The sequence below is a fragment of the Streptomyces lateritius genome (assembly GCF_014649715.1).
Classification (GTDB): Bacteria; Actinomycetota; Actinomycetes; order Streptomycetales; family Streptomycetaceae; genus Streptomyces; species Streptomyces lateritius.
Genome location: NZ_BMTO01000010.1, coordinates 197,452 through 212,907, shown reverse-complemented (window position 1 = coordinate 212,907; position 15,456 = coordinate 197,452). Strand labels below are relative to the sequence as shown.

Genomic DNA, 15,456 nt, shown 5'->3' with positions numbered 1-15,456 from the left:
ACCGCCCGAGGAGCACCGGCATCCGTCCGGAATGAGGCAGGGCCCGCCGGCCCCTGATGGAGTGGCGGGCCCTGCTCCGGGCCGTCAGCCGTGCCAGGACCGCCACAGGGCCGCGTACGCCCCGTCCGCCGCCACCAGCTCGTCATGGCTGCCCAGCTCGCTGATCCGGCCCTCCTCGACCACCGCGATCACATCGGCGTCGTGTGCCGTGTGCAGCCGGTGTGCGATCGCCACGACCGTGCGGCCGTCCAGGACCCGGGCCAGCGAGCGCTCCAGATGGCGGGCCGCCCGCGGGTCCAGGAGCGAGGTCGCCTCGTCCAGGACCAGCGTGTGCGGGTCCGCGAGGACCAGCCGCGCGAGGGCGATCTGCTGGGCCTGGGCCGGGGTGAGCGCGAGCCCGCCCGAGCCGACCTCCGTGTCCAGGCCCTCCGCAAGGGCGCGGGCCCAGCCCTCCGCGTCCACCGCGCTCAGCGCCGCCCACAGCTCGCCGTCCGCGGCGCCCGACCGCGCGAGCAGCAGGTTGTCCCGCAGCGAGCCGACGAAGACGTGGTGCTCCTGGTTGACCAGCGCCACATGCTCGCGGACCCGCTCGGCCGGCATCTTCGCCAGCTCCGCGTCGCCGAGCGTGACCGATCCCAGTCGCGGTGCGTAGATGCCCGCGAGGAGCCGGCCGAGCGTCGACTTGCCCGCGCCCGACGGACCGACGAGAGCAAGCCGCGTCCCCGGGGCCACGTCCATGGACACCCGGTGCAGGACGTCGACGCCTTCGCGGTACCCGAAGCGCACCTCGTCCGCCCGGACGGCCCGCCCCTCGGGCCGTACCTCGCCGTCCCCCGCGTCCGGCTCGATGTCCCGGACGCCGACGAGCCGGGCCAGCGACACCTGGGCCACCTGCAGTTCGTCGTACCAGCGCAGGACGATGCCGATCGGATCCACCAGCATCTGCGCCAGCAGCGCGCCCGTGGTCAGCTGTCCCACGGTGATCCAGCCCCGCAGGACGAAGACCCCGCCGAGCATCAGCACGCCCGCCAGGACCAGGGTGTGCGTGAGGTTGACGACCGGGAAGAGGACCGAGCGCAGGAAGAGGGTGTACCGCTCCCACGCCGTCCACTCGCTGATCCGCCGGTCCGAGAGGGCGATCCGGCGGGCACCGAGGCGGTGCGCCTCGACCGTGCGGCCGGCGTCGACCGTCTCGGCGAGGACGGCGGCGACCGCCGCGTACCCCGCGGCCTCCGAGCGGTACGCGGACGGCGCCCGCTTGAAGTACCAGCGGCAGCCCACGAGCAGCAGCAGCGCGGCCGGCACCAGCGCGAGCGCGAGCGGCGGCGCGGTCGCGGCGAGGCCGCCGATCAGCAGCCCGGCCCAGACCACACCGATGGCGAGCTGCGGCACGGCCTCACGCATCGCGTTGGCCAGCCGGTCGATGTCGGTGGTGATCCGGGACAGCAGGTCGCCGGTCCCGGCCCGCTCCAGGACACCCGGCGGCAGGCCGACCGACCGGACGAGGAAGTCCTCGCGCAGATCGGCCAGCATCTCCTCGCCGAGCGTCGCGCCGCGCAGACGCACCAGACGGACGAAGTACGTCTGGACGGCGAGCGCGACCGCGAAGAGGGCGACGGTCCGGCCCAGTCGCAGCTCACGCTCGCCGGTGGCGAGCCGCTCCACGAGCGAGCCGAGGAGGTAGGGACCGGCCATCGAGGCGATCACGGCGATCGCGTTGACGAGGACGAGCAGCACGAACGCCCTGCGGTGGCGGCGCAGCAGCTCCCGGACGTAGGCGCGTACGGTCGCGGGCGTGCCGACGGGGAGGGTGGTCGCCGTCCGCGGGGCCGCCGGGTCGTACGCCGGTGGCGCCAGGCCGATCATGCCGACTCTCCTTCCAGCTCTTCGATTTCCTCGATCTTCTCGAGTGCTTCGACTTCTTCGCGTTCTTGACGCTCCGGGCGTTCTTCGCGTGGTCCCGGCGCGCCGGAGGAGGCGCCGCCTGCGAGTTCCTCGTCCGTCTCGCGGGTGACGACGGCGCGGTAGCGCGGCTCGTCGCGCAGCAGGTCGCGGTGCGTCCCCACGGCCACCACCTCGTCGTCGTGGATCAGCACGACCCGGTCCGCGACGTCGAGCAGCAGCGGCGACGAGGCCAGGACCACCGTCGTGCCGCCCGCGCGAAGCCGTTTGACGCCGGCCGCGACCCGGGCCTCGGTGTGCGAGTCGACGGCCGAGGTCGGTTCGTCGAGGACGAGCACCTCCGGATCGGTGACCAGGGAGCGGGCCAGGGCCAGGCGCTGGCGCTGACCGCCGGAGAGCGACCGGCCGCGTTCGGTGATCGGGGTCTCCATCGGGTCGCCGTCGCTGTTGACGGAGGCCTGGGCGAGCGCGTCCAGGACGTCCCCGCACTGGGCGGCGGCCAGGGCGTGCTCGGCGGGCACCGCACCGGAGGACGGGACGCCGAGGAGTTCGCGGAGCGTGCCGGAGAGCAGGACCGGCTCCTTGTCCTGCACCAGGACGGCCGTACGGGCGGTGGCCAGCTCCATCTCGTCGAGCGGCACGCCGTCGAGCAGCACCGAGGTGTGGTCCTCGCCCGGTTCGGTGGGGTGGCCGCCGAGCCGGTCCGCGAGCCGTCCGGCCGCGTCCGGGTCACCGCAGACGACCGCGGTGAGGAGACCGGCGGGGGCGAGCAGTCCGGTGGCCGGGTCGTACAGGTCGCCGCCGGAGGGCCGGGACCGCTCGCTCGTCGCGGTGGTCTCGGCGGTGGTCTTCACCGTCGTCGTGGTGCGGTCGAGCGCGAGGACGCCGGCGGCGCGCTTGGCGGACGGCCGGGAGAAGGAGAAGGCCATCGCGATCTCCTCGAAGTTCCGCAAGGGATGGTGGGTGAGGGCCACCGCTCCGTAGACGGTGACCAGTTCACCGACCGTGATACGTCCGTCCAGGGCGAGCCGCGCTCCGTACGCCACGACGGCGATGAGCAGGATGCCCGGCAGGAAGACCTGGATCGCCGCGATCAGCGCCCACATGCGGGCGCTGCGAACGGCGGCCCTGCGTACCTCCTGGGAGGCGGTGCGGTAGCGGCCGAGGAACAGCTCCTCGCCGCCGATGCCGCGGAGCACCCGCAGGCCCGCCACGGTGTCCGAGGCCAGCTCCGTGGCCTTGCCCGCCTTCTCGCGCTGGACGTCCGCCCGGCGCGTGGCGCGGGGCAGCAGCGGCAGAACCGCGAGGGCGAGCACCGGGATGCCGACCGCGACCACGGCGCCGAGCGCGGGCTGGTAGACGACCAGGCCGACGCAGACGAGGACCAGGGTCACGGCCGCGGCGGTGAACCGGGAGAGCGCCTCCACGAACCAGCCGATCTTCTCGACGTCACCGGTGGAGACGGCCACGACCTCGCCGGCGGCGACCCGCCGGGTCAGGACGGAGCCCAGTTCGGCGGTCTTGCGGGAGAGCAGCTGCTGGACCCGCGCGGCGGCCGTGATCCAGTTGGTGACGGCGGTGCGGTGGACCATCACGTCGCCGACCGCGATGCCCGCGCCGAGCAGCGCGAGCAGACCGCCCGCGAGCGCGAGCCGCCCGTCGTCGCGGTCCACGACCGCCTGCACGGCGAGTCCGACGGCGAGGGGGAGTCCGGCGATGGCGAGTTGCAGCAGCAGTCCCCAGAGCAGGGTCCTGACCTGTCCGCCGAGTTGGCAGCGGCCGAGCCAGAGGAGGAACCGGGTGCCCGAGCGGACGTCGGGGACCCCTGGATCGGCGTACGGTAGATCGCGAATCTGCATGTCGTCCCAGGGTCTTCCGGTGGTTCGTCGGCTGATGGCCGGTCGGTTCGAGCCGTGCAAGGTTCGCGCTCGGGGACGGTGAACGGCAATTGATTTATTCGCAATCGGGCACAGAACGCGCCAAGATCGAACAACGCCCTCTGGACGCCCCGCGCCCCCCGCGCTTCACTCGCGACCCATGAGACATCAGAAGATCATGAGCATGATCGGCGGCCTCGCGCTGGTCGCCGGCGCACTGCTCGGCGCGGGGCAGCCGGCGGCTGCCGCCGACGCTCCGGCCGATCCGCCCCCGGCCGAGTTCACCAGCGACTGGCACGACCCGGTGACGGCGGCGCCGCCCGTCTCGCGGCCGGTCACCCCCTCCTGCGAGGTCACCCTCGCCGCCGCCCAGTTCCGCGACTTCACGCCGTACAAGGGGAGTTACGCGCCGCCCGAGAAGTGCGGCACCCGCTGGAGCAAGGTCGTGCTCCGTCTCGACGGCGCGGTGAAGGGCCGGCAGTACGACCGGCTCGGCTACGTCACGGTCGGCGGTGTCGAGATTTTCCGCACCTCGACACCGCAGCCCTCGCCCGACGGCATCACCTGGTTGGTGGAGAAGGACGTCACCCGTTACCGCGACACCCTGAGCCGCCCTCAGCCCGTCGAGATGCTCATCGGCAATGTCGTGAACGAGACGTACACCGGTGTCCTCGACGTCCGCGTCACGCTCACCTTCTACACGGCACAGGGGCGGGTGAAGCCCGCGGCGGACACGCCCGACCGGGTGATGCCGCTGGGCTCCGCGAGCCTGACGACACCGCGCAACACCGAACGGATCCTCGCCGAGGTGTACGCCACCGGTTCCGGCGGCGGCTGCGAGGAGTACTGGTACCTGACCGTCCCCGACGCGGCTCCTTACTCCTGCAAGGCGACCGACGGCCCCTACCGCGAGGTGCGGATCTCCGTGGACGGACGGCTCGCCGGCATCGCCGCTCCGTTCCCCACGGTCTGGACGGGCGGCTGGTCCAACCCCTTCCTCTGGTACGTCACCCCCGGCCCGCGCGCCTTCGACATCCAGCCGATCGTCTACGACCTCACCCCCTTCGCCGCCCTCCTCAACGACGGACGCGCCCACCGGATCGAGGTGTCGGTGCTCGGTGTCCCGGCCGGGCAGACCGGCTGGAGCACCCCGACCAACGTGCTGATCTGGCAGGACGAGCGGAGCGCGGTCGTCACCGGCGCCCTCGACCGTCACGAGGCGGGCGCGCCGCGCAACACCTCGGTGTACACGGCGGGCACGGCCGGTTCGGAGCACCGCCTGGACACCGAGGCCGGCCACCGGCTCAGCGTCACCGGACACCTGAACACCTCGCACGGCCGGGTCGACACCACCGTCACCCGGACGCTCGCCCACACCTCCGTGCACCGCTGGGGTGAGGGCGAGAACCCCGACGCGCTCACCGCGCGCTGGAGGGACGACGAGACCGTGACGGCCGGCCGCACCACCACCCGTACCCACCGCACGTACACCATGGACGGCGAGACCACGGTCGGCGCCGGCGACCGGCTGCGGACCGTGCTCGCGCTCGGCGACCACGCCGACACCGTCGTCGTCCGTGGCGGCGAGCGGGTGTCCTTCTCGCGCCTCGACGACCGCTACGACGGAGACGCCACCTACACCACCGGAGTGCCCCGCGACCAGCGCCACGCGGTCGGGACGACGACCGAGCGCTACCGCCTCCACGGCTCCGGCGGCTGCTACGACCGGACCCTGCGAACGGCCCAGGGCGCGCTCACCGAGGACCGTCTCCGCTGCTGACGGCAGGCGGGTGCCGGCGGCAGGCGGGGCCCGGCAGTCGAGAGCCGGGCCCCGCGGGGTCAGGCCTGGACGGGCCTGGCCGAGTCCACGCCGGAGCGGGCCCTGCGCCATTCGCCGCGCGTGAAGTCCGGGATCTGCTGCGGTGCGCCCTTCGCCTTGATCGAGGCGTGGCTGAGCGGTACCGGGGCCGTCCAGGTCGCCGCGTCGTACACGTCGAAGTCGGGGACGAGCCCCAGCCGCATGCACTGCATCAGCCGGAAGATCATGATGTAGTCCATCCCGCCGTGCCCGCCGGGCGGGTTCGCGTGCTCCTTCCACAGCCAGTGGTCGAACTCCGCCGCATACGCCGTGAAGTCGCCCCACTGGTGGCCCTTGTGGTCCGGCTCCACATAGATGCGGGCCGGGTAGTCCTCGAACACACCCCGCGTACCGCCGAGGCTGTTGATCCGGCTGTAGGGGTGGGGGGTGGAGACATCGTGTTCGAGCCGGATCACGCGGCCCTTCGCCGTCTGGACCAGACTGATCGTCCGATCGCTCCCGATGTACGTCTCCTTCCAGCTCGGGTCGCCCGGCGGCACCTTCTCATCCCGGTACTGGGCGAGCCCGAGCGCCGGCGTACCGAAGCTGCTGATGCTCACCACCCGGTCGCCGCGGTTGACGTCCATGTAGTTGGCCACCGGGCCGAAGCCGTGGTTCGGGTAGAGGTCGCCCCGGAGCCGGGTGTGCCAGAGCCGGCGCCACGGGCCCTCGTAGTACGTGGGCGAGAACATCAGCTCCCGCAGGTCGTGGTTGTACGCCCCCGCGCCGTGCAGCAGCTCACCGAACTTGCCCGCGTGCGCCATCCGCAGGACCCGCATCTCGTTGCGGCCGTAACAGCAGTTCTCCAGCTGCATGCAGTGGCGCCGGGTCTGCTCGGAGAGGTCGACGAGCTGCCACAGCTCGTCCAGCCGCATCGCTATGGGGCATTCGACGCCGACGTGCTTGCCGTTCAGCATCGCCGCGCGCGCCATCTCGAAGTGGAGCTCCCAGGGGGTCGCCACATACACGAAGTCGAGGTCGGTGCGGGCGCAGAGGTTCTCGTAGTCGTCCTCGCCGTGGGTGTACACGGCGGGGGAGGGCTGCCCGGCGGCGACGACCTTGGCGGCGGCCCGCTCCGCCTTCGCCTTCACCGGGTCGCAGACCGCGACCACCCGCACGCCGGGAAGGGCGAGGAAGAGGTCGATCATGCTGCCGCCACGGTTGCCGAGGCCGATGATCCCCACCCGGACGGTGGAGCGGCCCTCGAAGGGGACGCCGGCCATCGTCGCCCCTCTGCGCGGCGGTGTCCCCCTGGTCTCGGCGGCCTCGACGGTCTGCTCCGGCGCGGCCGCCCCGGCGGACCCCGTGCCCAGGGCACCGAGCCCGATGCCCGCTCCCGCGACTCCGGCCGTGGTCCGCAGCACGGAGCGGCGGCTCGGGGTCTGCGGTGCGTTGTCGTCCATGGAACCTCCGGTAACGGTGTGCATGGCTGGTTCATGAATCCCGCACAGGACCCTGGCCGTTGGGGCTGGTGGCGCGCAAGGGCGCGGATTGGACTCTTGTGACGGGTGGTTGGACTCTTCGATTCCTGTTCATCGGTCCGGCGCACGCCAAGGCCCCTCACCGCCGGGGTGAGGGGGCCTGGAACGAGACCAGGGCCGGGTTCGGGGAGCCTACTGGCCGGCTCGGGTGGACGGGCCGGTCGTCAGGGGCGTGTCGCTCGCTCGAGAGCTATGAGCACGGACTCGTAACTCCGCCCGGTCGCCCGGTCCATGCCGATCTCGCACATCCGGTTCGCCGACAGATGCGCGTCGAAGGAGCGCGCCGTCACTTCGGCCGCCTCGCGCGCGGTGGCGGACGCCGTGAGCTCCGGGTGCAGCATGCCCCGGTCGCCGGCGAAGGCGCAGCACCCCGCGTCGTCCGGGACGACGACCTCCTCGGCACACGCCCGGGCCAGCGCCGTCAGCCGGTCCTCGTCACCCAGATGCCGCATCGAACAGGTCGGATGCACCACCGCCGAGCCCACCCGGCGGCGCACCCGCAGACGCGGCAGCAGCTCCTCCGCCGCCCAGACCGGTGAGTCCAGCACGGTCAGCTCCGCGTGCAACTCCCGGTTGTCGGCGGTGAGGTACGGCACCACCTCGCGGGCGATCCCGAGCGCGCAGGAGGACGCGTCCACGACCAGCGGCAGCCGCCCGCCCGCCGTCCAGCCCCAGGCCGCCTCGACGATCCGGTTGGCCATCACCGTGTTCCCGCGCTCGTACCCCTTGGAGTGCCAGATCGTCGCGCAGCACGTACCGGCCACGTCGTCCGGGATCCACACCGGCTTCCCCGCGCGGGCGGCGAGAGCCACCACCGCCTCGGGCAGCGACGGCCCCGGGCGCCCCCTCGGACCGCCGAAGATCCGGTTCACACACGCCGGGTAGTACACGGCGGTGGCCGCCGGACGGTCGGTGGCCGGGAGGCGGCGGGCCGCCGCGCCCGGGATCTCCGGCAGCCACTGCGGTACGAGATCGGGCCGGACGGCCCTGCGCGCCAGACCGGTCACCGACTCCAGGACGCGGTCTCCGACCCGGTCGGCGGCCCCGAGGGCGAGGCGCGCCGAGGCCTCCACGGCGCGAAAGTGACGGGCCGCCAGCGCCGCGGCCCGCTCCTCGGACGCCGAGTGACGCTCATGGCGGAACTCCTTCATCAGCGCCCCGGTGTCGATCCCGACCGGGCAGGCCAGCGCGCAGGTGGAATCGCCCGCGCAGGTGTCCACGGCGTCGTAGCCGTACGCCTCCAGGAGGCTCGCCTCCACCGGTGAACCGTCGCTCTGACGCATCATCTCCCGCCGCAGCACGATGCGTTGGCGGGGCGTAGTCGTCAGATCGCCGCTGGGGCAGGTCGGTTCGCAGAAGCCGCACTCGATACACGGATCGGCGACCGCCTCCACCTTCGGAATCGTCTTCAGCCCGCGCAGATGGGCCTGCGGGTCGCGGTCGAGGACGATCCGGGGCGCGAGGACCCCGTCCGGATCGATGAGCTCCTTGACCCGCCACATCATTTCGGTCGCCCGCGGTCCCCACTCCAGCTCCAGGAAGGGGGCGATGTTGCGGCCGGTGGCGTGCTCGGCCTTCAGCGAGCCGTCGAACCGTTCCACGGTCAGCTTGCAGAACTCGTCCATGAAGGCCGCGTACCGCTCCACGTCGGTGGGATCGGCGGCGTCGAAGGCCAGGAGGAAGTGGAGGTTGCCGTGAGCGGCGTGACCGGCCACGGCCGCGTCGAAGCCGTGCCGGGACTGCAGCTCGAGGAGCTCGGCGCACGCCTCGGCGAGCCGAGCGGGCGGTACCGCGAAGTCCTCGGTGATGAGCGTGGTGCCCGAGGGCCGTGAGCCGCCCACGGCGGTGACGAAGGCCCTGCGCGCCGCCCAGTAGCCGGCGATCACGCCCGGGTCGCGGGTGAAGGCATTGCCCATCGAGGTGACCGAGGCGACCGGGGTGACCAGATCCAGGTCTTCCAGGACCGCGCCGGCCGCCCGTTCGTACGCCTCCAGCGCGGCCGCGTCGGCCGCACGGAACTCCACCAGCAGCGCCGCCGTCTCCCTGGGCAGCTCCGCCCAGTCGGCGGGCATTCCGCGCACCCTGACCGAGGCGCGCAGCGTGTTGCCGTCCATCAGCTCCACGGCGAGCGCCCCGGCCTCGGTGAAACGCGGAACCGCCGCCGCCGCGGCCGGCAGCGAGGGGAAGAAGAGCAGCGCCGTGGAGACCTGCCGGTCCAGGGGCAGGGTGTCGAAGACGACCTCCGAGATGAAGCCGAACGTGCCCTGCGAACCCACCATGAGGCCGCGCAGGATCCGCACGGGCGTGTCGCCGTCCAGGAACGCGTCCAGGCGGTAGCCGTTGGTGTTCTTGATGGCGTACTTGGCGCGGATCCGGGCGGTGAGCTCCGGGTCCGCCTCGATCTCCGCCTTGAGCGCCAGCAGCCCCTCGCACAGGCGCGGCTCGGCGTGGGCGAGCTCTTCGTCGGCGCCGGGGTCGCCGGTGTCGACGACGGTGCCGCTCGGCAGGACGAAGGTGAGGGAGGCGACGGTCCGGTACGAGTTCCGGGTGGTGCCCGCGGTCATGCCGGACGCGTTGTTCGCCACGACGCCGCCGATCGTGCAGGCGACGGCGCTCGCCGGGTCGGGACCGAGGACCCGGCCGTACCGGGCGAGGGCCGCGTTGGCCCGTACGACGGTGGTGCCGGGGCGGACCCGGGCGCGGGCGCCGTCGTCCAGGACTTCGACACCGGCCCAGTGCCGACGCACGTCGACCAGGATGTCCTCGCCCTGCGCCTGCCCGTTGAGACTGGTCCCGGCCGCCCGGAACACCACCTCGCGACCCTTGCCGCGCGCGTACGACAGGACGGCGGAGATGTCGTCGATGTCCTCCGCGACCACCACGATCCGCGGGACGAACCGGTAAGGGCTGGCGTCGGAGGCGTACCGCACCAGGTCGGAGATCTTCCAGAGGACCTTCTCCGGGCCGAGGACCTCGGACAGCTCCTCCCGCAGAAGCCGTGGCGCGCCCTTGTGCTGGAGCTCGGGGACCCGGTCGGGGGCCGGTCTCCGCTCCGTACCGGGACGAAGGGCCCTCGGCCTCGGCTCCAGCAGTGGCATGGCACGGCTCCCCTCGGCGCGTCGCCGCGCCCGCGTGGTCAGCAGCGGCGCTCCGGCACGTGGTCGACCAGAGCGGACAGCAGACCTCCGAGCACCTCGCGCTGTTCGACGGTCAGTGGAGCCAGGATGTCCTCTGCGGCCGCCCGGCGCGCGCTGCGCAGCTCGCGCAGCGTGGCGTGCCCCGGGTCGGTGAGCTCGATCCGGACCACCCTGCGGTTGGTCGGATCGGGGACGCGGCGCACCCGGCCGGCCGCCTCCAGACCGTCGACGAGGCTGGTCACGGCGCGCGGGACGACCTCCAGGCGAGCGGCGAGATCGGCCATCCGGGGCGGGTGGTCGTAGTGCGCGACGGTACGCAGCAGCCGGGACTGCGCCGGGGTGATGCCGACCGGCTCCAGGTGCTGCTTCTGGATGCGGTGCAGACGGCGGGTGAGGCGGAGGAGCTGCTCGGCGAGGAGGCCGTCCGCGTCCGCCGTGCCCGTGCCGACCGGGGTGCTCCGGGTGCCCGTACCGTCCGGCGAACTCGTACCGTCGGAAGTGTTCATGCCGGGAACAATATCAGGACCATGTTCATTGTGAGCATAGGTAACAATGAGCTAGGCTCGAATCGTCGTCGCTGTCACACCTCTCGTAGGAGCCCATGCACCCCCACGAACAGTCCGCCTGGACGCCCCCCGCGCGCGATCCCGCAGAGCCGGAGGAGCCGGCCCAGGTGGGGCGCATCCTGCGCCTCTTCCGTCCCTACCGCGCCCGCCTCGCCGTCGTCGGTCTGCTGGTCGGCGCCTCGTCGCTCGTCTCGGTCGCCTCGCCCTTCCTCCTGAAGGAGATCCTGGACACCGCGATCCCGCAGGGGCGCACCGGGCTGCTCAGTCTGCTCGCCCTCGGCATGATCGCCACCGCCGTGATCACCAGCGTCTTCGGCGTCCTGCAGACCCTGATCTCCACGACCGTCGGCCAGCGCGTGATGCACGACCTGCGCACCGCGGTCTACGCCCAGCTGCAGCGGATGCCGCTCGCCTTCTTCACGCGCACGCGCACCGGCGAGGTCCAGTCCCGGATCGCCAACGACATCGGCGGCATGCAGGCGACGGTCACCTCGACCGCCACCTCCCTCGTCTCCAATCTCACCGCCGTCGTCGCGACCGTCGTCGCCATGCTCGCGCTGGACTGGCGGCTCACCCTCGTCTCCCTGCTCCTGCTGCCGGTCTTCGTCTGGATCAGCCGCCGCGTCGGACGCGAGCGCAAGACGATCACCACCCAGCGCCAGAAGCAGATGGCCGTCATGGCCGCGACCGTCACCGAGTCCCTCTCGGTCAGCGGCATCCTGCTCGGCCGGACCATGGGCCGTGCCGACTCGCTCACCACGTCCTTCGCCGAGGAGTCCGAGCGCCTCGTCGACCTCGAAGTGCGGTCCTCCATGGCCGGACGGTGGCGGATGTCCACCATCGGCATCGTCATGGCGGCCATGCCCGCCCTCATCTACTGGGCCGCGGGCCTCACCCTCCAGGCGGGCGGACCGGCCATCTCGCTGGGCACGCTCGTCGCGTTCGTCTCGCTCCAGCAGGGCCTCTTCCGGCCGGCCGTGAGCCTGCTCTCCACCGGCGTGCAGATACAGACCTCCCTCGCCCTCTTCCAGCGGATCTTCGAGTACCTCGACCTCCCGGTCGACATCACCGAGTCCGAGGCCCCTGTCCGGCTGGAGAAGATCGGCGGCGAGGTGGCGTTCGAGAACGTCGATTTCGCCTACGACCCCGAGGCGCCCGGCCGCGCCACGCTCGACTCCATCGACGTGACCGTCCCGGCCGGCGGCAGCCTCGCCGTCGTCGGCCCCACCGGCTCCGGCAAGTCCACGCTCAGCTACCTGGTGCCTCGGCTCTACGACGTGACCGGCGGCCGCGTGCTGCTCGACGGCGTCGACGTCCGCGACCTGGACTTCGACACCCTCGCCAGGGCCGTCGGAGTGGTCTCTCAGGAGACGTACCTCTTCCACGCCTCCGTCGCCGACAACCTGCGCTTCGCCAAGCCGGACGCCACCGACGAGGAGATCGAGGCCGCCGCCCGCGCCGCGCAGATCCACGAGCACATCGCCTCGCTGCCCGACGGATACGACACCCTCGTCGGCGAGCGCGGCTATCGCTTCTCCGGGGGCGAGAAGCAGCGCCTGGCGATCGCCCGCACCATCCTGCGCGACCCGCCCGTCCTCATCCTCGACGAGGCGACGAGCGCGCTCGACACCCGTACCGAACACGCCGTCCAGCAGGCCATCGACGCGCTCTCCGCCGGACGCACCACCATCACCATCGCCCACCGGCTCTCCACCGTCCGGGACGCGGACCAGATCGTGGTCCTCGAAGCAGGCCGGATCGCCGAGCGCGGCACCCATGACGAACTCCTCGCACGGAACGGCCGGTACGCGGCCCTGGTGCGCCGGGACGCGCGCAGCGCGCGGGCCACTAGGGGCGGCGTGGACGGCGAACACGCGAACGCGGGAGCGGTTGTCCCCCAGAACGTGTGATCGTTCCGTCTCTCGCCGCTGAGTGCCACGGCGCCGCGATCCGCCGTCCCAGGGGACCGGCGGCGCCGCCGCGGGTGCGCTCCCCGGTTTCGCGCGCGGCCCGGGTTAACGTGCGCCCATGACGTACCGGACCTGGCAGCCCGAACACCGTCGCCGCCCCCGGCTCACCCGCCGCGGCCGGATCGCCCTGCTCCTGGGCATGGTCCTCGCGGTGGCCGCCGCGACGGCCGTCACGGTGTCTCTGCTGCTGCGGGACGAGCCCGCCGTCGAGAAGCCCCGGATGCTCGTCATTCCGGAGGGCTGGCGGGCCGGTCAGGTGTACGCGGCCGTCGACCGTTCCCTCGGCCTCCCCGCAGGCACCACCCGCGCGGCGGCGGGCGCCCCGGCCACCGCGCTCGCCCTGCCCGCCGAAGCGGCCGGCAACCCCGAGGGATACCTCTTCCCCGCGACGTACCCGGTGCTCTCCTCGACGACCCCGGAGAGTCTCCTGCGCTACATGGTCGACACGGCGGGCAAACGATTCGGCGCGGGCCACATCGGCGCGGGCAACCAGCGCAAGGGTCTGACCCTGCACCAGACCGTCGTCGTCGCCAGCATCGTCCAGGCGGAGGCTGACACCCCCGAGGACATGGGCAAGGTCGCCCGGGTCGTCCACAACCGGCTCGCGCGGGGCATGGCGCTCCAGATGGACTCGACGATCAACTACGCCTTGGCGCGTTCGACCGTGGACACCACTCACGAGGACACCAGGATCGACAGCCCGTACAACACCTACGAGCGCACCGGTCTGCCACCGACCCCGATCGGCAACCCCGGGGAGGAGGCGATGACGGCGGCCGTCCAGCCGCCAGAGGGGGAGTGGCTGTACTTCGTGACCGTCCGGCCCGGTGACACCCGCTTCACCGCCGACTACGCCGAACACCAGGCGAACGTGTCCGAGTTCAACGCCGAGCGGCGCGCCGCGAAGGCCGGATGAGGGCGGGTCTCCGGCGGCGCGGGGTGGCGACAGGGCTCACGTGGTGACGGCCGGTTCGCGGTCGAGGAGGCGGCGGATCTCGGTAACCGCCGCCCGCCCGGCCCGGTTGGCGCCGATGGTCGAGGCGGAGGGGCCGTAGCCCACCAGATGGACGCGCTCGTCCCGTAGCGCGCGCGTCCCCTCCACCCGGATTCCGCCACCCTGCTCGCGCAGCTTCAGCGGGGCCAGGTGGTCGATCGCGGCGCGGAAGCCCGTCGCCCAGAGGATCACGTCCGCGTCCACGCTCCGGCCGTCGGCCCAGGCCACGCCCGTCGGGGTGATGCGGTCGAACATGGGGTTGCGGTCCAGGACACCCCGCGCTCGCGCGCTGCGGATCGCGTCGGTCAGCGGGAGGCCGGTGACGGAGACGACGCTCTGCGGCGGCAGCCCACGCCGCACGCGCTCCTCGACCATCGCCACAGCGGCCCGGCCCTCCATCTCGCCGAAGGGCCCCTCGCGGTAGACCGGCTCCCGCCGGGTCACCCACGTCGTCCCGGCCGCGACCTCGGCGATCTCCATCAGGTGCTGCGTCCCGGACGCGCCGCCGCCCACCACGATCACCCGCTGACCGGCGAACTCCTCGGGGCCTGGGTAGTCCGCGGTGTGCAGCTGGCGGCCGCGGAAGGTTTCCTGGCCCTGGTAGCGGGGCCAGAACGGCCGGTCCCAGGTGCCGGTCGCGTTGATCAGGGCACGGGTCGCGTAGCTCCCCTCCGACGTCTCGACGAGCAGCCGCCCGCCCTCGCCCTCACGGACCGCGGAGACCTCGACAGGCCGGTGGACGCGCAGGTCGAAGCGCTCCTCGTACGCCGTGAAGTACGCGCCGATCACCTCGGAGGACGGGCGGCGCTCGTCGGCGCCGGTCAGTTCCATCCCGGGCAGCGCGTGCATGCCGTGGACCTTGCCGTACGTGAGGGAAGGCCACCGGAACTGCCAGGCGCCGCCGGGACGAGGGGCGTGATCGAGGACGACGAAGTCCCGGTCCGGTACGAGACCGGTGCGGCGCAGGTGATAGGCCGCCGAGAGCCCCGCCTGGCCGGCGCCGATCACGACCACGTCGATGGTCCGTGCCGTCGTCGCCGTCTCAACCCCGAAATCGTTCACGTTTCCACCAACGAGCACGGGGTCACGGATCTTCCCGTTCCGGGAGAACCTCCCTCTGGTCGCCGACGTCGCCGGCGGGACGGCGCTGCCCCCGCTGCTCCTCGACGGGACGGACCTGCGTCGCGGTGCAGGTCGTCCTCGCCACCGCGACGCGCCCCTGGGCCGGGTCCGTGAAGTCCCGCCTGGTCCGCGTCGCCTGGCACGGTGGGCGACCTCGGCGTGGCTCCCCACGAGCGCGGTGCCCGCACCCCTCCGTACCAGACCCACACCGGCCCACAGATCCGGTGCGATCTCCAGCCGGTCGCGCTCCAGCGAACCGCCGCCGTGCAGGGCGAGCATCCGCGTCGAAGTCGTAGGGCTGCCCGCCCCACAGCTCCGTACCACCGACAAGAACTCGGCGGTCCGCGCGTGGCGCCGGTCGTGGTCGACGTTGGTGCGGCCGACGGCGGTCGACAGCCATGCCACCACGCGCTCCACCGGTGCGCGGTCGGCCCCGAAGGCCCGATCGGTGGCGGCAATATGCACCCGTGTCCGGACAGGGCTGGCAGACGGTCTGCAGAGCTTTGCCCAGATGGAGCGGGTACCCGCAGCGTGGAGTCCGCAGTGAGC

At 72.6% G+C, this 15,456-nt stretch carries 9 protein-coding genes; 3 read left to right on the top strand and 6 right to left on the bottom strand.

Features of this window, described 5'->3' with window-relative positions; all coding sequences use genetic code 11:
* Positions 1-84 precede the first annotated feature (84 nt).
* Positions 85-1,866, bottom strand: a complete 1,782-nt coding sequence (locus IE136_RS21810; RefSeq protein ID WP_189601162.1) for an ABC transporter ATP-binding protein — start codon at positions 1,864-1,866, stop codon at positions 85-87.
* On the bottom strand, positions 1,863-3,761 hold the full coding sequence (locus tag IE136_RS21805) for an ABC transporter transmembrane domain-containing protein (RefSeq protein ID WP_189601161.1): 1,899 nt from the start codon (positions 3,759-3,761) through the stop codon (positions 1,863-1,865). The genes IE136_RS21810 and IE136_RS21805 overlap by 4 nt, the downstream gene beginning before the upstream one ends.
* A 178-nt stretch (positions 3,762-3,939) precedes the next feature.
* On the opposite strand from IE136_RS21805, the gene IE136_RS21800 reads away from it, so the two are divergent.
* Positions 3,940-5,559 (top strand): peptide-N4-asparagine amidase, encoded by a 1,620-nt coding sequence (locus IE136_RS21800; protein ID WP_189601160.1) that lies wholly within the window; start codon positions 3,940-3,942, stop codon positions 5,557-5,559.
* Between the two features lie 59 nt (positions 5,560-5,618).
* Here the strand turns inward: IE136_RS21800 and IE136_RS21795 are convergent, their stop codons facing one another.
* From IE136_RS21795 to IE136_RS21785, 3 genes are all read right to left on the bottom strand, one after another.
* Positions 5,619-7,040: a Gfo/Idh/MocA family protein gene (locus tag IE136_RS21795; RefSeq protein WP_158985017.1), complete on the bottom strand. Its 1,422-nt coding sequence runs from the start codon at positions 7,038-7,040 to the stop codon at positions 5,619-5,621.
* 242 nt (positions 7,041-7,282) lie between these two features.
* Positions 7,283-10,216 (bottom strand): FAD-binding and (Fe-S)-binding domain-containing protein, encoded by a 2,934-nt coding sequence (locus tag IE136_RS21790; RefSeq protein ID WP_189601159.1) that lies wholly within the window; start codon positions 10,214-10,216, stop codon positions 7,283-7,285.
* 38 nt (positions 10,217-10,254) lie between these two features.
* Entirely contained in the window at positions 10,255-10,761 is a 507-nt protein-coding gene (locus IE136_RS21785) for a MarR family winged helix-turn-helix transcriptional regulator (protein ID WP_229819015.1), read from the bottom strand.
* 95 nt (positions 10,762-10,856) lie between these two features.
* On the opposite strand from IE136_RS21785, the gene IE136_RS21780 reads away from it, so the two are divergent.
* Positions 10,857-12,731 carry an ABC transporter ATP-binding protein gene (locus IE136_RS21780; RefSeq protein ID WP_189601158.1) on the top strand — a complete coding sequence of 625 codons (1,875 nt, stop codon included), beginning with the start codon at positions 10,857-10,859 and terminating at the stop codon, positions 12,729-12,731.
* 118 nt (positions 12,732-12,849) lie between these two features.
* Complete coding sequence (mltG, locus tag IE136_RS21775) at positions 12,850-13,707, top strand: endolytic transglycosylase MltG (protein ID WP_158985011.1); 858 nt, start codon at positions 12,850-12,852, stop codon at positions 13,705-13,707.
* A gap of 36 nt (positions 13,708-13,743) precedes the next feature.
* On the opposite strand, the gene IE136_RS21770 is transcribed toward mltG, so the two are convergent.
* Entirely contained in the window at positions 13,744-14,847 is a 1,104-nt protein-coding gene (locus tag IE136_RS21770; RefSeq protein ID WP_229819014.1) for an NAD(P)-binding domain-containing protein, read from the bottom strand.
* Positions 14,848-15,456 lie beyond the last annotated feature (609 nt).